Below are 20973 nucleotides of genomic sequence, written 5' to 3'. Positions count from 1 at the left end.
ATTATCTCTCCCCAAATCTTCCCTCTTAACCTTTTCTCTCTTACCTTCTGTCTCCTGTCTCCAGTATAGCTGTCTCCTAGTCAAAAAAACTTGATATTTATATGAAGATACGGTTAGGGGTTCTATATAACTCTATTGCCGGATCATCACCGTAGTCAGCTTGAACGAAGATAACATAAGCTCCCCGCTCAACAGCTATATTCTTGAGTGCGTCAATGAGCGCCATTGCTATACTTTGGCGACGGTGTTCAGTCGATACCGCCAAATCATATATATAAATCTCGCTGCGTTCTTGCTCAAATTTGTGAAGTTCATATGCTGCCAGACCACCCACCACCTCTTCATGTTTTAATGCAACCAACACGATAAAATAATCTCTGCTGAGTAGCTTACGAAGATAATCAGTTTCAGGTTTGACTTTGCAATAAGTTTCCACTTCATCAAACGCATCACCAAAAACATTGAGCAAGTCTTGCATTAGCTTTATATCTTTCTCAGATAAATGTTGAATGGTGATATTTTCTGTTGAGTTCATATTAATATATATCCCAAAACAAGATGGATACAAATAATATTTTCAGTCTTCTAGTCAACTCCAACAAACGGTTCATCAAAACAAAAAATATCGGCTTCCTTAATCAATGACCGTAGCAAAAATGCTCGTTGTTGTTGACCGTCAGACCTTCTTATAAATTGGACATCTCCAAAAATTAAAAATAAAATCAATTATTATCTAGAAATTATCAATTACTCCTCCCTGTTCCCTGTTCCCTGTTCCCTGTTCCCTCTTTTCTGGAGATGTCTATTACTTAGCTAACTTAATTACATTGAATATAAGGTCTCCATACCCACCCCATTTGTTGAGGAGTTTGTACTGATTGAACATAAACCCACTTTGACTGAGACTCTTGTCCTGCTGGTGGTTCAGTAACTCTCAGTTGAGTATTTTTAGCAAAATTGAAAGGCATATTATAACCTTTGGCATTGGGAAAATCTCGCACTGGAATATTCGGATATTCCGGGGAACCTATTGCCTGACAAATTGTCCCTATAGGTACTCCACCTGTTCTATTTCCTGTGTTGGGTAGTTGTGAGGCAGAGCGTGTATTGCAATTTTGCAGATAGGGAGTATATACCCAACCTTGAGAATTATTCGGTCCAGTTACTTGTGTCCATTGTCCATCATTAGACCTATTGATGACTGTTACAGAAGTACCGTTATTAAAAAAGGCAATATTTCTACCTCCATTTGGCTGGTCTCGGAAATCTACACCTGCACGACTATCTGCTGGTGAAGACTGAAGCTGACAAACTTGTTGTTGAGCAAGTAATATTTCATTGCTCTGGTTAACCCATAGAGTCCACTGGTCTGCCATGGCAATAGTTGGTATTTGACTTCCTAATAAAGATAGAGAAGTAATTGTTAATATTCTTAGGTAATTTAGCTTTTGCTTGATGTTATTTTTCATAAATATTCTGAATTATTTGTAATTACAAGTTTAGCTACTGACTATGTAAGTCTATATTTCAGATGTTTTGATTATTCTTAATACTTTATTTAGATAAAAACATCTTTTTTTTTAAGTAGCGTTATCTTTCTATTTTTTATATTTTAATATAAATAAAAATTTTTACAAGGGAGATTTACTAAGTTAACAAAAATCCTTATTTCCGCCAATAAACCTATCAACTCAAGAACAGGGAAATAAGGAATTTAAGCCAGCTTAAGAATGTAGTAAAAGCTTAAATACTTGTAACAAATATTGATCACGCCTGGTATCAAAGAAAAGTAACAAAGAGACTTCATAATTACGCACTCCTTTTTTAATTGTGCGTAGCGCTATATTATATCATGTCCGGTTAAACAGTGATAAATAAATAACTAGGGAGTCCTCAGGAGTCAGGAGTCAGGAGTCAGGAGGAAAGAGGGAAGAAAGAAGAACAACTGGAGTTGAAGGAGAAAGTTTTTTTATAACTAATTATCCGGACATGATATTACAGTAAACATAATATTAAATAAACCGGACTTTCTCAGACAAATCCGGTTAAAAATCAAAACGTTATTCGAGCAAAATAAATTATCCCTGACTACAAAACTTATCCACACAACGCACAAACATTTCTACTCCCATTCCTAGAGCAGTTTCATCAAAATCAAATCTAGGATGATGGTGCGGATAAGCTAAATTTTTCTCGGCATTTGCCGAACCTAAAAAGAAATAACAACCAGGTACTTCTTGTAGAAAAAATGACATATCCTCACCACCCATAGTTTGACATTCTGGTACAACACCCGCAGGAGTTTCTACTAATAATTCAGCTACACTTTTAACCAAATCTGCCATTTTTTGATCGTTAATTAACGGGGGATAAAGAGGAATATAATTAAATTCATAATTCGCCCCATGACTTTCACAAACTCCAACAATAACCTGCTCAATTCGTTTAGCAAAATAATCTTGATAAGCCAAATTAAAATAACGTACAGTACCACCCATTCGGGCAGTATCAGCAATCACATTAAATGCCCGACCTGCATTTAATTCCCCAACTGTTACAACCGCTGAATCTATAGGATTAATATTCCGAGCTACTATTGTTTGCAAAGCATTAATAATTTGAGCTGCAACTACCACAGAATCTACAGTTTGATGAGGCATTCCTCCATGCCCACCTTTACCCAAAATTGTGCAATTAAATCTTTCAGTAGCTGCCATTAAAGCACCACTGCGGACTCCTACTGTGCCGAGGGGTAGATTATTCCACAAGTGCAAACCAATGATGGCATCCACATCAGGATTTTTCAATACCCCCGCTTCAATCATTGGTTTAGCGCCTCCAGGTCCTTCTTCGGCAGGTTGGAAAATGATTTTTATGATCCCATCAAAATCTTGGCGATGGGTAGCGAGATAGTAGGCAGTACCTAGAGCGATCGCTGTATGTCCGTCATGGCCACAGGCGTGCATCACACCATTATGTATTGACCTATATGGCACATCGTTTAATTCTTGAATTGGCAAAGCATCTAAATCTGCCCTGATAGCTAATACAGGTCCTGGTTTACCGCTGTCAATAGTTGCAAGGATACCTGTTTTAGCAACGCCTTTTTGATGTTCGATGCCCCACTCTTGCAATTTTTGGCAAATAAATTCCCCTGTTAAATATTCTTTGAAACCTAGCTCTGGTCTTTTATGGAGATGTCGCCGCCATTCAACTAACAAAGGTTGTAGTTTTCTAATTTCTGGACGCAGTTGAGATTGAGCAACGGAATTTGAGGTCGGAATAGTTGAAACCATATTTTTTATACTGAGTTATTAATTTTTGATTGTGGTTGGTAAGGGTAAAAACTTCTCTAAATCTAAATTAGAGGCTGCTGTTGCTAATTTGTCTAGGTTGTTAATTTCTGGTAAATGTGGTATAATTCCACAGACTTGTACTTGAGTTAAGGATTGAATTAGCTCAACAGGAGTCCAGTCAGCAATTTCTTGCTCCGAGCAAGGTTTAACGCAGTTAAGGATAATGCCTCGGAGGTTAACCTTCATTTGACGAGCTAGAGCAACATTCGCTACGGTTTGAGCGATCGCGCCTAACTTGATTGGTACAACCAAAATAGTAGGTAAATGCCAATCCCTAGCTATATCTGCCACCGTCAGTTCGTGAGTTACAGGAGAACCTAGTCCCCCTAAACCCTCGACTAACACAAAATCTTTTTGTTGTCGTAATCTTGCAAAAGTTGACCATACCTGGTCTAATTCTACCAGACGACCTTCCCGTTCTGCAGCTACAGGAGGAGCGACTGGTGTTTCATACCATAAAGAGTTAATTTCGTCAAGAGATTGGTCTAGAGAAAATAATTGAGTGTAAAGTTCGCGATCGCCTATGCCAGTTTGAATGGGTTTAAATAAGCCTAAGTTCCGGTCTTGATGGTAAGTTTGCCAGTAAGCAGCAAGAGCGAGGGTTAATATCGTTTTACCAGCGTCGGTATCGGTTGCAGTAATCAAAAGTTCTTTCAAAGCATTTACCCTGGAATATCATTTCTGGATCTCTCCATTGTAATATCTTCAGGACTTCCGTACCAAGTTCTACCTGTAGTGGACTGACACACCTAATTTTGTGCGGGGTGTGTCACGTCAGTAGAGTGCATTGCAACTCACCCTTGGTATTACACCACTGCCAGTATAGAACCCATTTGGGATATATTTAAAAATTATGATTTAAAAATTATGAATCAGGAGTTATATCATGTCCGGTTGAACAGTTATAAATAAACTACTTAGGAGTCAGGAGTAAGCAATTCTGCAATTCAGGAGGGAAGAAAGAAGAAAAGAAGGAGAAAGTTTTTTGATCGCTAATTATCCGGACATGATATTATATCAAATCCGGTAGCATCGGTATAAAATCTTTTGAAGTAGGAGTCAGTCCTCAGGAGTCAGGAGTCAGGAGGGAAAAAATTTATGAAGATTTGGTAATGGTGAAGATAAAGAATGTTTTTATACCGAATTAAACGGATTTGATATTACGCATAACCACCACATACAGAACGGCCGTTTACTGACGCATAGCTGAAGCTTTATATGTTGCGGAGCAAAACGCCCCTACAGATGGTGTATAACTTTGTATTTTGCGTAAGTTCTGTGAATCTAATTACACTAATGCTACCGAATTTGATATTAGGGGGTGTGGAGCGAGTTTTTTTCTACCTCCACAGAAATTATCAATTCTTTCCCCTCCTGGGAGGGGGAGGGGCGAGGGGTGGGTTCCCTACCCCCTACTCCCTACTCCCTTTTTTGGTGGAGATGTCTATTTAGGGTTTGCTGAATAAATATGAAAGTCTTTACAGATAAAGCTTTTGGCATTTTTAAGTCTGGAGGGGGTGCGCTTATTTGAGTTGAAAAGCCTCAAAAAGTTAGTATTAACAGCAAGATTTGGACAGAGAAATTGAGGAATAATTCTAACTCCTGCCTTCTCGCTCATTCCCCATTCCTCCTGTCTCCTGTCTCCTGTCTCCTGACTCCTACCCTTACTCATAAGACTTTTTCAGCAAACCCTATTTATGGATCGGCACGATTTTCTAGATCCTTTACAGCATCTTCTGTACGTTCATTAGTATTCTTGGGCTTCAACCAATCAGGCCATAGTCCAACTATAAATTTTCGACTTTGCAAGCTGGCATTTTGGACAGGTTGAGGCACAAATTCAAAACTGTCACCAGCAGTTACAAAAACTATACTCACGATGACAAATAACCATATTAGATTTTTATTCATAAGCTGATATGAATTGGATTTATTTGTTTAACTTTAGTCTTCCCGCTACTCACAAAAATACTTCTAATACCAATTTCATAAAATATTGCTACATTCATGGAAGAGTGAGCAGTAGGGAGATTGCATACAACGTCCGTAAGTCTTAGACAAAGGGAAGTATAGAACCCCTAAGCGTATCTTCATAAATATTAAGTTTTTTGAGCTAGGAGACAGGAGACAGGAGACAGGAGACAGGAGATAAGAGGTAAGAGGTAAGAGGTAAGAGGGTAGATGTGGGGAGAAATAATATAAAAAATTCAACACTCCTTGCTGATGATTGTTCCTCACTCATTGATGCGCGAAAAGACTGGACTACCATAATTATATAGACCTCAAATGGGTTCTATATGAAAAAAGATCGAAAAAAATTAAATATTTACAATATCTGCGAACGATAAAATTGTAGATTTAAGACAAAAAATTATAGATTAATACATAACTACCTTTGCGTCAATTTGGTATAAAATTGATTTACTAAATAATGATTGGCAGATATATTGGATTAACCAGATTCTCCATTTTTAACAGATGAATTGAATTTACTAAAAAATCGTCATTATTACAGATTTACCTATTCTCAGAATTTGCTTGGGTTCTCAATTAATGACACGGGCACTAGGAGCATCAGTTTATGCAGTTCAACTAAAGAAATTGGTTAGTCAATTTACTTAGCATCTTTACAGATAGAGGAGCTACCCTATCAGTACTAGGGAAGCTTTTAAGATGCAGAATTTTCTTTTTTATCCCCTAGAAAGGGAAAACTTGAGACCTTTTTTTTGGTCAAAATTGGAATTTACTGAGGCAGGAATAAACTAATCTTGAGGTTATTTATCGGCAGAAAATACATCTGTTTTACATTGGCGTAGCAATATATTTGATTGACCGGTTAATGCAACTCTACTTGCCTAGACTTCTCAGCATCAAAACCAAGGTTTTACTTGGCAAAAAAATAGTTTAGCTTGGCAATTTCACCCATAAGTAACTATTAGACATCTCCTCCAAATGAGGCAGTAGGCAGCTTTGCTGTAGGCAGTAGGGAACCCACCCCTCGCCCCTCCCCCTCCCAGGAGGGGAAAGAATTGATAATTTATGTGTGAGAATTGATTTTATTTTGGATTTTTACCAGATGTCTATTAGGGAATTAGTAAGGATGGTTTATTGGTCATGGTTTGGAAATATCTGTAACTCCAGATGTCACTGTTGCTAAATTAAGACAGGATACAGCCACAAAGCTGTGAAAAGTAGGAAGTTTCTACAAATCAACTTTAGCAAAGTTGGCGATCAGAGATAGAAAGCATTAATATTCGCCATTAAACTATTAAATAGAAAGAAAAAAGTTAGGTAAGCAGGAACAAAAAGATGTTATATCATGTTCCCCCTCTGGGGGAGCTACGAATTGCGGACGGGTCAGTTATAAATAAAATTTAAGGACTGACAATACCGACAGTACCAAACAAATACTGAAATTATCAATACCCCCAATACCAATATTTCCTCTTTTTCTCCTTTCTTCCCTCCTGATTCCTGACTCCTGAGGACTGACTCCTCACAACAGTTATTTATAAGTATTCAGCGGAAATAACTGACCAGTTACAAAATCGCGCGAACAATTACAAATCAAAAATGATTGACTGTCAGATGTGCGTCTTAGATTCTGGAGGGGCTGTGTGCGGAATTACTTCCGCACAGTAGGCGCCCCGTAGGAGACCTCGCCAATTAGCACTCGCTTTTAAATGCATGACTTTTAATTTCCGCGTAGCGATACTAGAAGGTAAACCTCAACAATAACTACTTGTTTACCATTACCAAAATATTAACTTATGGATATTTAGCACTCAATTCTTGCTTGCCATTTTCATATTTTTTGCATAAGTTTCTGTGTCAGTTATAATATAAACATTCTGAGCAGCAATACCCTCTTTTTCCATTAACCTCATTACTTTCAAGTGAAATTCACGGGCAGCACGGGAGTAACCAGCAGGAGGATGATATGAAACATATTTTATTATGCGAGCATTACCTTCAACGCCATTGAACATTATATAATGTTCAAGAATACCTTCCATACTTTTAAATATTTCATCAAGACCAGCCATTATCGTCTCTGCTTGATCTGCTGTAATGCCATCAATTTTTAAAGTTCCTGTTATCCCCCACTCTTCAACATCAGCTCTGTTTTGAGACCAGTTATCTACAATACCACCTACCATTCGAGAATTGGGCATTTTAATGATCGAACCCCATTCCCATGCGTACAACTTTGTTGTTCTTAAACCGATTTCTGAAACCTGGAAAAAACCAGTTAACCCTGTAACTGCTATCCAATCTCCAGGTCGATACAACCGATCAGTATAGATAATTATAGCACAACACCAATCATAGATAATGTCTTTGAACAACAGACCTAAAGCAACACCAGCACCACCAAGTAAACCAATCAGAGCTCCCGCAGATGCTCCCAAAAATACTTCTGCTCCTTTAATACATACCACAACAATTGCTGCAATCCGAAATAGTCTAGGGAAATAGGGAACCAGCAAATCATCGAGGTCTGTCTCAGTTTGAATAGTTAGATATTTTAGTAGTTGACCTAACAAAGGAGCTGAACGATAAATCACATTTGCTACCAGAGCAATAGCAGCTAAACCAATAATATCAGTTATAAGTTTGTTTAACTCAGCACTGATATACTCTATTAAAATTATATGCACTGCCCAAAATCCAGCAAGTAAAACTAACCAGCTTAAGGGTTCTTTAATGATAAAAATTAATTGATCGTCTAAGTCAGATTTAGTGTTAGAAGCCAGACTTTCAATACTTTTAATAATTACTCCAGCAATAAATCCCTGGAGTATTAGTGTTAATAGCAAAACCCCGAGTGCAAATAATAGTTTATATGCCGATAGGCCAAAAATAGAGATTTCTCCAAGACTATTCCAAATTTGTTCTAATAAGTCCATTTTTTTTACTCAACTTAGAGATTTATTATAAGAATAATGTACTTTCCTAGTCTACAGAAACTGAAGTCTAGAGTCTAGTACAATGCAAAATTTAGATTGTTCTTACAGTAGCAAAAAAACAGTCGATCAAGTATTGTTAAATAATATTTTAATATTGGCATTGCATCATCATGGAATTATCAGAGCAGGGATTGGAGAGAGGGCAAATTAAATTTAAAATAACCAGGCATTATCCTGCAAATTATAGAATACCTTAATTTTTTCTGAAAATCTCTTTTGGCTGATGCAAATCAAACTTTACCTTGTCAGACTTTTAAAAAAATCAAAAATAACTTGACTTTTTTAATTAGTTGTCTAGTTCATATATACAGAGCCTACAAAGCTATGCTATATATAGTGTTAGGACTTACGCACCTGCAAGGTATTTTCGTCCGAAGCGACCCACAGGGTTTGCGGAGCAGTCCGGAACGGAAAGCCATCTCAAATCCTAGTTTTTCGTACCTCATGCGTAAGTACTGAATGTATTATTTGAGTAATAATCGGAGAACGAATAAGTAAGTTGGTACAATAAAATCGATGTATATTTAGTTGTGTAAAAAGTTTGAAATAAGGTATTGATAAACTGTCGCCTAATTTTGACGTTTTGATTTTTTAATACTTACCTACTTAGTAGAGTTGTGTAACTCAAGAGAAAGAAAAGATATTAAGATTAAACTATTTTTCTCAAAAGTGCTGTAAGAGTTAGGAACATTTCAGATTGATCTTCCTATATTTGTCGCTCAAATATCAGATGAACTAGAGTTGATATTTTGAGACAAAATTTATAGCAATGAGCGCTGGTATATTTACAAATTGCAGGAGAGGCAAAATAGCTAAAAGTCTTATATTATTCCAACGGAGATGCTGCGCAAACGGCAATTTATTCCCCCTTCCGGAGCTGTTGCCTGTTGCCTGCGCACAGCGCTATAGATAGCACAATTCTCGGCGTTGGTTATTTGAGGTATGATATCATATCCGGATAAAAGCGCGATAGAACTCTGTTCCGCGCTCCGCGACCAGAAAACTTTTTCCTTCTACTCCTCTTTCTTCTTCTTTATTCCCTCCTGACTCCTGACTCGGTCCTTCCCCTCCCAGGAGGGGAGGGGTTAGGGGTGGGTTGACTCCTAAGTAATTAAGATGAATATGATACACTAATTCACCAACGCCCAATTCTCCTTCGGGTAATCTTGACACTCATATATTTTGATCTAGGCAGCTTAAAAAAATGTTAATACTCTCCATTTTTTTGCCAAAAATCAAGATATTATTATGTAATAAAATCTACAGAAAAAACAAAATTATGAAGATTGATAAAAAGATTCAAAATGATTTCATAAAAGACGAGAAAAAAATTCAAAAAAAAGCTAAAATAATCAAACAAAAAATCTACAAATTTTTACATAAAACATTAACTATTAATAATGCTAGTAAGCCACAAATAATCGCATTTTACACTTCACTAACCCTTGGTGGAATTAGTTTAACATTAGCTATATTAGGGTCTTTATTGTACACTCTAGAACAAAAAGAGAGATTTGATAATGCTAAACATCAAGCTCAAAGGGAAACAGCTAGAGTTGCTCTGGAGATTGACCGACGACTGTATTTTGCCCAAAAATCAGCTATTTCTGTAGCCAACGACCTCACTTCTGGTAAATTAAATGATGGGGAATTATTGGAGCGACTTAAATCAGAAATTGAGACAAATACAGAACTTTTAGATATTGGGGTTGCTTATCAACCCTTTGCTTATCAACCGGATGTAAAGTTATATGCACCATATTATATCAGGAGAGACGACAAAGTAGAACTATCTGAAACTAAAATTAACTATACTAAACCCAAATATGCTTGGTATACTAATACCCTGAACAAAGGACCAAATTGGGGAGAGCCATATTTGTGGAGTGACACTTCTCTAGTCAGCGATCCAGTAGTCGGATTTTATACTCCTTTTTATAACCCAAATACTCCAGATAAATCCCCACGAGGTATCGTATATAGCGAATATTCATTAGGGCAAATTCGACAGGTGATGGAGTCTCTAAACTTGGGTAGAACAGGTTATGGATTTATCCTTTCTCAAACTGGAACTTACCTTTACCATCCTAATGAAGAACTTTTTAAAGCTCAAGAAAATGTCTTCGATCTTACATACGAACAGAAGGATGAGAAACTCAGAGAATTAATTGTTAGAGCGCTTAAAGGTACACCAGTAGAAGCAAATTTAACTGATGACGTAACAGGTCAAAATTCTTGGTTATTTCTGCGGACAACCAATCGAAATGGATGGGTAGTAGGAATAATCTTTATTCAAGATGAAATTTTACCAGATTCTGCTGTCACAAGACGTAAACTAATCGCTCTTAGTATCGCCTACCTTTGGTTTGCTGTTTTTCTCTCAATTCTACTATTTAAAGCTTACCTGGGAGGAGTAAAACGAATTGCATTAGTATCATTTATTATTACGACATTCTTTGTAGCAAATATTGCTTTTGTTTGGAGCTTAGTGTTGAGAGCAAGAACTTATACAGCAACTCGAAATATTTTACTTAGTGATACTGGTATAACACAACTATTAGCTCCTCAAATAGAGTTAAGCAAAGAATTAAATCAAGAACCACCCCTAATTGTTCCTACAGGAGTTTTTATTCAATCATTTGATTTTACCAGTGTAAAAGATGCTTTTGTCACAGGTTATATATGGCAAGAATACCAAGATGGTGTACATGATGATTTATCTCGTGGCATTATACTTGCTAATGCTATTGAAGATAGTGATTATGAGTTAAGAGAAGATTATCGACACAAAAAAGATGGTTTAGAAGTTATTGGTTGGTATTTTGCTTATACTCTCCGGATGGATTTTAATTTTGATTATTATCCTTTTGATGATAAAGATTTGAAAATCCGGATTTTGCATCAAGATTTCAATAATGGAAACTTAAATCGTCGGGTGATTCTTGCTCCTAACTTAAGTAGTTACAATGTAATTAACCCTCGAACCACACCAGGGATAGATCAAGAAATGGTACTCGGAGAATGGTATCTCAGGGATAGTTTTTTCGAGTATGCATTTAAGACATACAATACTAATTTTGGTCTGATAGATTCTGTACCAAAAACTAATTTTCCTGAACTTCAATATACTTTTATTTTGCAAAGGTCTTTCTTAGGTCTGTTTATTTCTAAACTAGGACCAATGATTGTAGTTTTGACTTTGTTATTTGCAGTACTACTGGTTTGTGACAAAGAACAAACTATGGAAGTTTTGGGAGCTTCTGCGGGTTTTGTATTTATTGTGATTTTGGATCAGGTGACAGTTAGACAACAAATCATTACTAAAGGTATTGTTTACTTAGAGTATTTTTATTTTGTTGTTTACTTATACATTTTCTTGGTAACTTTGAACTTTATTCTCTGGAGTTTGAAACCCGATCTTAAGATTTTTAAGTATAAAGATAACTTTATTTTTAAGGCGCTTTATTGGCCAAGTATGATGAAGATTTTACTGCTAATCACTATTTTGGTATTTATTTAAAGAAGGAATTTACGATAACTAATTAGGGTTTGCTGAATAAGTTTTTTGGTATGAGGTAGGAGTCAGGAGTCAGGAGTCAGGAGTCAGGAGTCAGGAGAAATGGGGAATTTAGAGGAGTTAGTCGGATATTTTATTCCTTGATTTTTCTGCAATTATTCTGCCTTTTATCCTAACTTTTTGGTCGCTCAAGCTGAAAAAGTTGCAGTTTTTTTCGATCTTTAAAGGCTAAAACCTTTATCTGTAAATGCTTTTAGATTTAATCAGCAATCCCTGGAACACCTCTAAATTAGACTTGTCGCTTTATAACTTAAAAAAAAGCCCAAAACCTTGCTCTGTAAAGATCGTAGCCATTTGATAGCAAAAATGCTGGGAATTATTTCTCTGTCTAGGTTAGAGTGATTTTTCCCTTTATTTAGCGACAACTCTATTCTTTTTCATACCTATGTCTATTGTGTCAGCTCAATTAGATTAACTACCACTGATTTTATTCCTTTCTTTTTCAGAGAAAAGTTTATCGATCAACTTAACACCAACAGCAGATTCTCCATCAAAAACAGAACCAGTAGTCAGTTTTTCAACACGCTCTCGTACTTTCCCTTGTAACAATCCGGGTAAAGGTACATATCCCACTTCTGAAATTACCGCTTTATTCGCAACATCTATTTGGTAATCAATAAAAGCTTTGACAGGGGGTATTGTTTCTAGGGAATTCTTATTCACATATAGAAATAATGGACGAGATAGGGAGCTATAAGTACCGTTAGCGATAGTTTCACTGCTTGGCTCCACACATTGATTGTTACCATTGTCAATAGCAATTAGTTTCACAAAATCTTGATTTTTTTCGTAGTAGCTAAAGCCTATGAAACCCAAACTACCCCAGTCAGATTCGATACCCCGAATAATTATATCATAATTTTCACTGGCCTGATAGTCTTTGCGACTTCTACCTTCTTCCCCAGTAACAGCATCAGTAAAGTAATCAAAAGTACCAGAGTCGGCATCGGGGGCAAAAAGACTTAGAGGTTCTTCCGGAAATTCATCACGAATTTGCTTCCAGTTTGTTATTTTATCCTGATCATCATCATTAGGTTGCCAAATTTTTGTTAACTCTTCTAGGGTCAGGCAGTCTGCCCAATCATTGTTGCGATTAACGATTATAGAAAGACCATCGAAAGCAATGGGAATTTCAACAAATTCTATTTCGTTTGCCCGACAGAGGTCAATCTCAGACTTTTTAATGGGACGGGAAGCATTTGCTATATCTGTGTCCCCAATACAAAACTTTTTTAGTCCGTTTCCAGAACCAGATATTCCTACAATTACTTGATTTTCCGGATTATCATTCATAAATTTTTGAGCCATTGTGTCAGATAGGGGAAAAATTGTACTTGATCCATCAACTAGAACATATTCTCTTTCCTCAGTATCTTCTTCCTTTACTTGTGGAGATATTTCGGTAGTGGAAGTTATTGTTTCATTATTGCCACAAGCACTTACAATCAGAAGTAGAGCTATTGCAAAAAAACGGAGAGATTGGTTTTTCAATTGTATTACTAAATTCATAAATTTTAGAGTAAGATTTTACTGATAACCTTGATAATTTTACCACTTACCAATATTCAATCTTGAGATAAACCCTCTATTCAGCTAATATTTTTAGTTTGATTTTGTGGGAAATTATTATCTTTTTCTTTATGGGTTTAATACCCCACCGTCTACAGGGTGTCTACAATTGGTTGGCGATAGTCAATGACCTGCCACTTCATGTCTACAAACCCCATCCACTTTTTTCTTCTTCCTTCTTCAAAATAATTATCCAATTACTAAGGCTGACAAAACTATCCTGTGTAAACTTGTTTAAATCTACTTAATCTACCTCTAAAAATTTATACTCTAGTCCGAAATAATATTTATACCTTAACCATTTGAATAACTGTCACATTTCAAATATTTTTCTGTGCAAAGCTAAACCATCATCAAGAGGTATCCATCATTGGAGGAAGTAGAAGAATTAAAACTTCTGTAAATTTTGCTAGCTTTACTGTTGGACTAGCTTTAATATTACTTTTGACATTTGGTATTTTACAATGGCTACATATTTCGGTTGGTAGTTTTTTAGATTGGGTAATTGGGGGTGCTTGTTTTTGGTGGTTATTGTTAATTGTTACTGTTCCCTGGAATATACATTTTGAAGCTAAAGAGGTATTAGCTGAAGCTGCTGAGTCAAAGCAAAAAGGTATAACAGTTGATGCTCAACAAGTTGATTATGTTGCTAAGTTAGCGCGTTTTTCTTTGTGGATAGCTTTGGCTTTACATTTTCTTTCTACAGTTGGGCTTTATACTTTAGCTATTACTGGTATTAGTGTAGTTGGTTATGTGAGTTCTGGCGCAGCTTTATTGTTAACTGTTTTACGTCCTGCTATACGTTTATATCAATATTTAGTGGTACGATTATCGATGATTCGTCGAGAATTATTGCATCCTCGTGCAGATATTATTGAACTTAGAAATCGCTTTGGAAATATCGAAAAAACTGTTGAATATCTAGGAACACAACTAAGTCTTGAAAATCCAGAATCTTTTAGATCGAAACAACAGCAACACTCCGAAATAACAAGAAAAGAATTCAGTCGTTTAGCAGTGACAATAGAAGATTTAAGAAATACAAACCAAGCAGAACATCATCAGTTAGCTAGAGATTTTGAAAAAGCAATATCGAGACTTTCAACAGACGGGCAATTTCTTAATCATGTGCAGGAAATAATTCGGTTTATCAAAGAAGCTTAATGAGATATTTATTTTCAATCTTTTCCGATCCCGATATTCAAGAATTAACAATTAACAATTAATAATTACCTCTCCTGAAAACGAATAGGATTGGCAAACAGGATTTTTTTGATTTATTTTTTCTTCAAAGAAGAGGCTTTATATAGCAAGGAAAGAGTTGGTTAGGACAGAGATTGATGATGAACCTGAGACAGAGAAAAGCTTTTACCACTGTTCCCTGTTCCCTGTTCCCTGTTCCCTGCTATAGTACTCGAAGGAAAGGGCGCGGACATATCAAAAGCTTACAACTCAGACAACACAATATTTTTCCTTCTTTCCTAGATAACTAAAGCCTTCTTCCTTCTGCTTTAAACCTTAATTATTCAGTAAATTATGGAGTTTTTTATCATCTTCTCAAACTATTAAACTTTATCAATAAAGCCAAATAATCGTAACACTTCTATCTGAGAAACAGGGATTAAGCAAAAAAAAATCTTAATCTATTACAGGAAAAAGGTTTACCACAAAAAAACTAAGTCTAGCTAACTTAATATATACCTAAATCTGTCCTGATTAAGACCAACTGATTTTGACTTTAATCTATATTTAACTTGTCATTAGACTTCAGATAAGCTGAAGCTTTGTTGCAAAATTTGGATTTAATTTTCTTTAGTAAAAAATTCTAGATTTTATTTGAAACCAGAAACTTCTTCCTCATCATTTTTATTAGATACACCCCTTTGGATCTAGTTGGATCTAGAAAATATTTGAAAGAAATTTTAAATTAATCAGGAACCTATGGAAGAAGATTTAATCTACCACTTAAAATACTTGAATCCAAAATCTTAAAATACTAACTCTAAAATTAAAAATTTTAGTTTTTGCTTTGGGCCTGAAGATTTGTATTAGATTCAATAGGGGCTTTATCAAATTCTTCTCGGTTAGGAAATATGTCAAAAACTCGATCCATACTTGTTAACTCAAACAGAATTCTAACTTGTTCATTAATAGAACATACAACTAATTGACCTCCAGCAGCTCTAACAGTTTTGAGCGCTAAAACTAAAGCACCTAAGCCAGAGCTATCCATAAAAGTTACATCTTTAAAATCTATCAAAATAATATCTGCTCCAGCTTCAACTTGCTCATTAATTTCTTGGCGAAATTCACCAGCCTTAGTGCCGTCTAAAATGCCATTAGGTTGAATATACTTAACCACAGTACTCATATTTTCTAGAAGCTATGACTCTAACTATTAACAAACCTAGCCTAGTATACCTCATTACTGAGATTAAGTCCAAGTATATTGATAAGTAACTCAAAAGTAATTACCATATAAGCTTTTCTGTTGTTTGATTTAATTGATAGGACTAACTTTGGCACGGAATAGTAGTTTACCTCCCTGTCGATAGCCAGTATAACGAACTTTTACCAGTTCTCCCTCTTGGGCAGACCCTTCCATTAGTTGATGTAACTGAGGGTCAAAAGGAACTTCTACTCCCACAGGAACGATAGATTCTACATTCCATTGTTGGATCAATTGCTCTACTGGACGTAACAAAGGTAATATCTTTGTTGCTGGTAAACGAGGATTTTGTTTAACCTTGTATACAACAGTGGGCCATTGTTGTAACCAAGATTCTAAAATTTGCAAGCTAGACTGCTGAAACTCCTGTGTTAAAAATTGTTTTTGTTGCTCTAAGTTTGCCTGGATATTGTTATATTCTTTTTCTAATGTTGATGTGGAAGTTGGTACTGATTTTTTGACAAGTTCGGGGGCAAAATTATCTAATAATTCTGTGAAGGTGATTCCTAATGCTTGACTAATTTTGAGTAAAATATCTACTCGCATTTGTGACCCTAACCCACGTCGCAACCGAATAAGCTGCAGTTCTGAAACCCCTGCTTTTTGACTTAATTCTTTAAAGCTAGAAATACTTGCTTTCTTCATCAGGTTTTGTAATTGGGAGGCATAGTTTATTGGAAAAGACTGATTCATTTCACCGGATATTAAAAGAAAAGAGTAGACTTTTGTGTCTGCTCTAGAATATATCACAATTACTCATTATCATTAAGTAGGTCAGCATTAAAAATTATCCTGATGATCAAGCACGAAGTGTGGGGTAAAAGGAATAAAATAGTAGTGTGTTTGAGGGACTTTACTTTTCATTACATACTAATTTTTTTCACCTTCTTACTGGCTAAAAAATTACTAGCATATTAAGTATTGAACTTACTCAAGATGATTTTATGAAATATTTTGAGTGAGCACCATCAATTTTTTAGACCAATTTCAATTTAAAGTCAGCAAGATTCATTGTGATTGTATGGTAATTATGTTTATTTTTTAATTAAAAAAACAACTTTATTTTGATTGTAAATGTGCTTCTAGGAACCACAAACGTTTATCAATAGTCTGAGAAACTTCGGTATACAAATTGGATGTATCTCCATCTCCTAATTTATCTGTTTTATCTATTCCATATTGGACTAATTTTGCATAAGTTGCGAAGCGGTCTGCTAATGCTATTTAAATAATCTTTTCCATCAATGATTTGATCAGAATATTCTTCTTAAATTGATTCAGAAGCAGCAATTCGAGCTGTCCCCATTGCTATCCCTCCCAAAGCTCTAACTCTTTCTGCAAAAATATTAATATATTCTTATAGTTCACCAGCCATTTGATCAAATAATTCATGTAATTGATCAAAATCCATTCCTTTAACATTCCAATTCCCTTGTTATACTTGAGTTTTTATACCGAGAATTTTTGCTAATGTATAGCGTTGTGCGCAGGCAACAGGCAACAGGGGGAATAAAAAATCTATAATATCAGACTTTTAGCTATTAGACACCTCTTGTAATTTGTAAATATGCCAGCGCACATTGCTATCTTGTTAAGAATACCCACTATTTTAGAACGTTTCTCTCCAGGTAAATCTATCCAATAATAGTAAAAATTTTGCTTTCATTTTTCCTGATTCATATCGATTTATAATTAACTTCAACTAAAGGATAACTATGGAAAAATTTGATTTTTTTAAATTAATTATTCTTGTTAAAATTAACAAACTTATGCAAAATATTTCCAAGTTTAACTATATAGTAAGGAATAGAAAATAGGCAAAATTGGGAAAAAAATCAGACCGTATTTAATCCATCATGAGCATCAGTCCTCGGCAACTCTTTTCCGTGCTATACCTTGAAGTTCATCAAAGGATGAGAAAAAAAGGTTTAAGGTTTAAATTTATTTGATAGACTTGATTCAGGTGGCCAATTCAGCTATAGCAAGCAACAACCAACAGTTGTAAGACTCTCTAAAGGGTTCGCATTTTTGCCACAAGTCGGCGTGACCCCAAGACCGTACTAACTTATCGCGTCGGCGACCTCTGTCGGAAAGAAGCGCCACCAGGTTGCACATTCACAAACCTACCTAGCGTCTGGTAGTGCAGTCGGTGTGAGTCAATAGACATCTCCTCCACGCATAGGCAGTAGGCAGTAGGCAGTAAGGAGAAAGAATTGATAATTTATGTGTGATAATTGATTTGATTTTGGATTTTTACCAGATGTCTAATAGTTAAGAAAAAGATTTCCCTGTCTAGGGTTCATTATCAGTCTATGTCCTAACTAACTATTTCACCTGTTATAGCTATTTATTTCTTGGCAAAGGTCGATAAACTTTGGTCTACTAATTAATTTGTTCATAATTAAATCATACTTATAGGGACTTTGATCTAAAAAGGGGTATGTTAGTAGGTAATATCATGTCCGGTTGAATACTTATAAATAACGACGGAGGAGGACCGAGTCAGGATGACCGAGTCAGGAGGGAATAAGAAGGGGTAGTGGTACATTGTAATGGTATAACCAGTGGGAGTATCTTGCTCCTGTTCTAATTATTTTTGTCACGGTATAGTCAGTGGGATCATTTTGCTCTCTTTCTAAGTGTTGCTTGTCTCCACCTACCATTACTATGCAGGATTACCGAAGAATGAAGAGGAGAAGAAAATTTTTGATCACTAATTAAACGGACATGATATAAAAGTTGTTTGTTATATCTACAGAGTCTTGATGTGATTTTATCAAGTATCTCCCAATGAGGGGGGGGAAGGAAAAAAAGTGATAATTTATTTATCTACCTAAGAAGTATTTTTATTGATGAGAATTGTGCATTTATTTTGTATAGTTTAAACCAGAAATTTAAAATATTTATTTGACTAACTCTTAAGTTTGAGGGTCGCTCAAAATAATTAAATTATAAGTTTTTTCAATCTAGCTATTTTTAGCTACAATAGCTATAAAATAAACACTGTGGAGGTAAATAAAATTGCAGACTAAGATATATAAAAAATATTTCACTCACAAATTAATTCCGATTACAATATTGATAACAGCTTTACTGCTAGGATTATATAAAAGACCAGCAGAAGCTTTAGAAGAATCTAATAGATTGCTAAAAATAGGAGTCATACAACGATTTGGTACTAAAACTACAGATAAAATCACCCTGAGAGCTACTCCTGGAGATAAATTAACTTTAAGCTTTAAAACTCCAGTAGGAAAAGAAACTCTTACTACTGAAAAAGTTGAGTTGAAAATTAAGATGAGACCGCAAGAAAAAGCATTATTAAAAGAGCGGTTAGTTCTCAGTAGTCACCGCAGTTATGAAAATGCTGAAGAAGATGCTCAATTATGGAAAAATAAAGGAATAGATGTAGAAGTAACCCAACCCGGAAGATGGAAAGTTTGGGCAAAAAGAGAAGTTTATAAAACTCCTTTATTGCGACGCTGGTTACTAGAAAGTCTACAAGCTAATAGTAATACAAATGTATATCTCGATTTGGAAGTTCTCAAACAAAGACCCACAGCTTATTGGGAAATGAATGGCTATACTTATCATCGCCATGAATTAGATATTACAGCAGGAAAAGATATAATTCTCGTTAATAATCAATTTAACCAAGATACAGCAATACCAGAAGAACGACGTTATGCTGGCTCACTCAAATTACAACCGAATGCTTATGGAAGCTACACATTAGTAAATAATATCCCAATAGAAACTTATATTCGAGGAGTAGTACCCCACGAATTAGGAGCTTGGCCACCAAAAGCATCCCTAGAAGCTCAGGCAATTTTAGCTAGAACTTATGCACTACGAAATTTACATAGGTTTGTAGCAGATAATTATGAGTTGTGTGCCAATACTCACTGTCAAGTCTACAAAGGATTAGATGTATACCCAGAAACAGATGAAGCAGTAGCAGCAACTAGAGGAAAAGTCCTGACTTATGAAGATGAATTGATAGATGCTGTTTATTTTGCTGTTAGTGGTGGCGTGACAGCAGATTTTAACGATCTATGGAATGGCACTGAACGTCCATATTTACGACCTGTAGTTGATTCAGCTAATAATATCTGGGATTTATCTACAAATAGTTTAGCTGATGAACAAAATTTCCGTAAGTTTATGAGTCTTCAAAAAGGATTTAATGAAGAAGGTTGGATAGAGTTTCGTTGGCGCGAGGTAGTTAGTTTACCTGGTATAGTTAGCTATTTAAAGAGTTATTTTCGAGAGAAAAAAAGTCCTTTTGCTCAAATTGAAACTGTAAAAAATGTGGCAGTGACAGAGCGATCGCTAGCTGGTCGTGTTCTGAAAATGACTGTGGAAACTGATAAAGGAATTATAGACTTAAATAAGGACGAAGTACAAAATGCCTTTTGGGTACCTTGGAGTACACTCTTTTATTTAGACCCTATATACAAACCCGATCAAACTTTATGGGGCTATAGTTTCGTTGGAGGAGGATTTGGACATGGGGTAGGTTTCTCTCAGAAAGGTTCTATTAAATTAGCTGAGTTAGGTTGGAGTAGCGATCGTATTCTCAGTTTTTATTTTCCTGGAACAGAGATCCAACCTCTCAGCGAGTCGGTCACTTTTGGACAAAAATAATAGTAGCGATCTATCCTCAAGCTGAAAAAGCGAAATTACTCTGTGCTCATCTGAATACTGATCACATTGCTTCACTCTACAAGGCTTTTCCTGGGCTTGAGGCACACCGTCTACCTTGAAGATCAGAAATTGATCACGCCACCTCGTAACTGGAATTTAGACCAGGGCAAACGCATCTTATTTTGCCGTTCCCTATATGTAGTGTTTGTTTGATTTTATAGACACTATATGTTGAAAGTCTATTGTCAACAAGCGCAATAAAACCCGGTTTATTGATAATTATAGCAATGAGCGCTGGCATCTTTACATATTACATAAATATTGATAATGTAACATAAAAGTAACTGTATGAGCTGTATTTTTCATAAATTAGGCGATCGCTAAAGGTTAAAGTTTTAAGGATGC

Annotated in this window: 16 protein-coding genes; 5 read left to right on the top strand and 11 right to left on the bottom strand. The window is 35.6% G+C overall.

The genetic code is table 11. The features are described from left to right. Positions 1–97: 97 nt before the first annotated feature. From F6K27_RS26265 to F6K27_RS26235, 6 genes are all read right to left on the bottom strand, one after another. Positions 98–535, bottom strand: coding sequence for a GNAT family N-acetyltransferase (locus tag F6K27_RS26265; protein WP_287272877.1), 438 nt, complete (start codon positions 533–535; stop codon positions 98–100). A gap of 283 nt (positions 536–818) precedes the next feature. Beyond that, the gene (locus F6K27_RS26255) at positions 819–1469 is read right to left on the bottom strand and encodes an SH3 domain-containing protein (RefSeq protein ID WP_124147715.1); all 651 of its coding nucleotides are present in this window, start codon (positions 1467–1469) and stop codon (positions 819–821) included. A gap of 609 nt (positions 1470–2078) precedes the next feature. Then, complete coding sequence (locus F6K27_RS26250; protein WP_287272874.1) at positions 2079–3296, bottom strand: M20 family metallopeptidase; 1218 nt, start codon at positions 3294–3296, stop codon at positions 2079–2081. Positions 3297–3314: 18 nt separating this feature from the next. After that, positions 3315–4013, bottom strand: a complete 699-nt coding sequence (gene bioD, locus F6K27_RS26245; RefSeq protein ID WP_287272872.1) for a dethiobiotin synthase — start codon at positions 4011–4013, stop codon at positions 3315–3317. Between the two features lie 787 nt (positions 4014–4800). Beyond that, on the bottom strand, positions 4801–5028 hold the full coding sequence (locus tag F6K27_RS26240) for a hypothetical protein (RefSeq protein ID WP_124147712.1): 228 nt from the start codon (positions 5026–5028) through the stop codon (positions 4801–4803). Positions 5029–5051: 23 nt separating this feature from the next. After that, positions 5052–5267 carry a hypothetical protein gene (locus F6K27_RS26235; protein ID WP_124147711.1) on the bottom strand — a complete coding sequence of 72 codons (216 nt, stop codon included), beginning with the start codon at positions 5265–5267 and terminating at the stop codon, positions 5052–5054. A gap of 588 nt (positions 5268–5855) precedes the next feature. Here F6K27_RS26235 and F6K27_RS34060 point away from each other — a divergent pair. Continuing rightward, entirely contained in the window at positions 5856–5978 is a 123-nt protein-coding gene (locus F6K27_RS34060; protein WP_124147717.1) for a hypothetical protein, read from the top strand. Positions 5979–7141: 1163 nt separating this feature from the next. Here the strand turns inward: F6K27_RS34060 and F6K27_RS26230 are convergent. Continuing rightward, the gene (locus F6K27_RS26230; protein WP_287272870.1) at positions 7142–8266 is read right to left on the bottom strand and encodes a mechanosensitive ion channel family protein; all 1125 of its coding nucleotides are present in this window, start codon (positions 8264–8266) and stop codon (positions 7142–7144) included. A gap of 82 nt (positions 8267–8348) precedes the next feature. On the opposite strand from F6K27_RS26230, the gene F6K27_RS26225 reads away from it, so the two are divergent. After that, the gene (locus tag F6K27_RS26225) at positions 8349–8477 is read left to right on the top strand and encodes a hypothetical protein (RefSeq protein WP_287284668.1); all 129 of its coding nucleotides are present in this window, start codon (positions 8349–8351) and stop codon (positions 8475–8477) included. A gap of 797 nt (positions 8478–9274) precedes the next feature. Here F6K27_RS26225 and F6K27_RS26220 read toward each other — a convergent pair. After that, complete coding sequence (locus F6K27_RS26220; protein ID WP_124145451.1) at positions 9275–9499, bottom strand: hypothetical protein; 225 nt, start codon at positions 9497–9499, stop codon at positions 9275–9277. Between the two features lie 106 nt (positions 9500–9605). Between F6K27_RS26220 and F6K27_RS26215 the strand changes: the two genes are divergently transcribed. Beyond that, positions 9606–11846 carry a Cache 3/Cache 2 fusion domain-containing protein gene (locus F6K27_RS26215; RefSeq protein ID WP_287272868.1) on the top strand — a complete coding sequence of 747 codons (2241 nt, stop codon included), beginning with the start codon at positions 9606–9608 and terminating at the stop codon, positions 11844–11846. A 468-nt stretch (positions 11847–12314) separates the two neighbouring features. Here the strand turns inward: F6K27_RS26215 and F6K27_RS26210 are convergent, their stop codons facing one another. Next, positions 12315–13412, bottom strand: a complete 1098-nt coding sequence (locus tag F6K27_RS26210; protein WP_287272867.1) for a PstS family phosphate ABC transporter substrate-binding protein — start codon at positions 13410–13412, stop codon at positions 12315–12317. 447 nt (positions 13413–13859) lie between these two features. On the opposite strand from F6K27_RS26210, the gene F6K27_RS26205 reads away from it, so the two are divergent. Next, on the top strand, positions 13860–14636 hold the full coding sequence (locus F6K27_RS26205) for a hypothetical protein (protein WP_375339712.1): 777 nt from the start codon (positions 13860–13862) through the stop codon (positions 14634–14636). An 853-nt stretch (positions 14637–15489) separates the two neighbouring features. Here the strand turns inward: F6K27_RS26205 and F6K27_RS26200 are convergent. Together F6K27_RS26200 and F6K27_RS26195 are read right to left on the bottom strand one after the other, a co-directional pair. Beyond that, positions 15490–15843 (bottom strand): STAS domain-containing protein, encoded by a 354-nt coding sequence (locus F6K27_RS26200; RefSeq protein ID WP_287272865.1) that lies wholly within the window; start codon positions 15841–15843, stop codon positions 15490–15492. Positions 15844–15972: 129 nt separating this feature from the next. Beyond that, positions 15973–16614 carry a helix-turn-helix domain-containing protein gene (locus F6K27_RS26195; protein ID WP_287272863.1) on the bottom strand — a complete coding sequence of 214 codons (642 nt, stop codon included), beginning with the start codon at positions 16612–16614 and terminating at the stop codon, positions 15973–15975. A gap of 2328 nt (positions 16615–18942) precedes the next feature. Between F6K27_RS26195 and F6K27_RS26190 the strand changes: the two genes are divergently transcribed. Then, positions 18943–20568: a SpoIID/LytB domain-containing protein gene (locus tag F6K27_RS26190; RefSeq protein ID WP_287272861.1), complete on the top strand. Its 1626-nt coding sequence runs from the start codon at positions 18943–18945 to the stop codon at positions 20566–20568. Positions 20569–20973 lie beyond the last annotated feature (405 nt).

It is taken from the genome of Okeania sp. SIO2F5 (genome assembly GCF_010692685.1).
In the GTDB taxonomy this organism is placed as follows: Bacteria; Cyanobacteriota; Cyanobacteriia; order Cyanobacteriales; family Microcoleaceae; genus Okeania; species Okeania hirsuta.
Note: the sequence above shows the minus strand (reverse complement) of the source record. Positions and strands in the feature narration are given on the sequence as shown.

What these genes read in the sequence shown, in the direction of transcription:
- F6K27_RS26265 (WP_287272877.1), bottom strand. Translation starts at nt 535, where the DNA reads ATGAACTCAACAGAAAATATCACCATTCAACATTTATCTGAGAAAGAT.
- F6K27_RS26255 (WP_124147715.1), bottom strand. Translation starts at nt 1,469, where the DNA reads ATGAAAAATAACATCAAGCAAAAGCTAAATTACCTAAGAATATTAACA.
- F6K27_RS26250 (WP_287272874.1), bottom strand. Translation starts at nt 3,296, where the DNA reads ATGGTTTCAACTATTCCGACCTCAAATTCCGTTGCTCAATCTCAACTG.
- F6K27_RS26240 (WP_124147712.1), bottom strand. Translation starts at nt 5,028, where the DNA reads ATGAGTAAGGGTAGGAGTCAGGAGACAGGAGACAGGAGACAGGAGGAA.
- F6K27_RS26235 (WP_124147711.1), bottom strand. Translation starts at nt 5,267, where the DNA reads ATGAATAAAAATCTAATATGGTTATTTGTCATCGTGAGTATAGTTTTT.
- F6K27_RS26230 (WP_287272870.1), bottom strand. Translation starts at nt 8,266, where the DNA reads ATGGACTTATTAGAACAAATTTGGAATAGTCTTGGAGAAATCTCTATT.
- F6K27_RS26225 (WP_287284668.1), top strand. Translation starts at nt 8,349, where the DNA reads ATGCAAAATTTAGATTGTTCTTACAGTAGCAAAAAAACAGTCGATCAA.
- F6K27_RS26215 (WP_287272868.1), top strand. Translation starts at nt 9,606, where the DNA reads ATGAAGATTGATAAAAAGATTCAAAATGATTTCATAAAAGACGAGAAA.
- F6K27_RS26210 (WP_287272867.1), bottom strand. Translation starts at nt 13,412, where the DNA reads ATGAATTTAGTAATACAATTGAAAAACCAATCTCTCCGTTTTTTTGCA.
- F6K27_RS26200 (WP_287272865.1), bottom strand. Translation starts at nt 15,843, where the DNA reads ATGAGTACTGTGGTTAAGTATATTCAACCTAATGGCATTTTAGACGGC.
- F6K27_RS26195 (WP_287272863.1), bottom strand. Translation starts at nt 16,614, where the DNA reads ATGAATCAGTCTTTTCCAATAAACTATGCCTCCCAATTACAAAACCTG.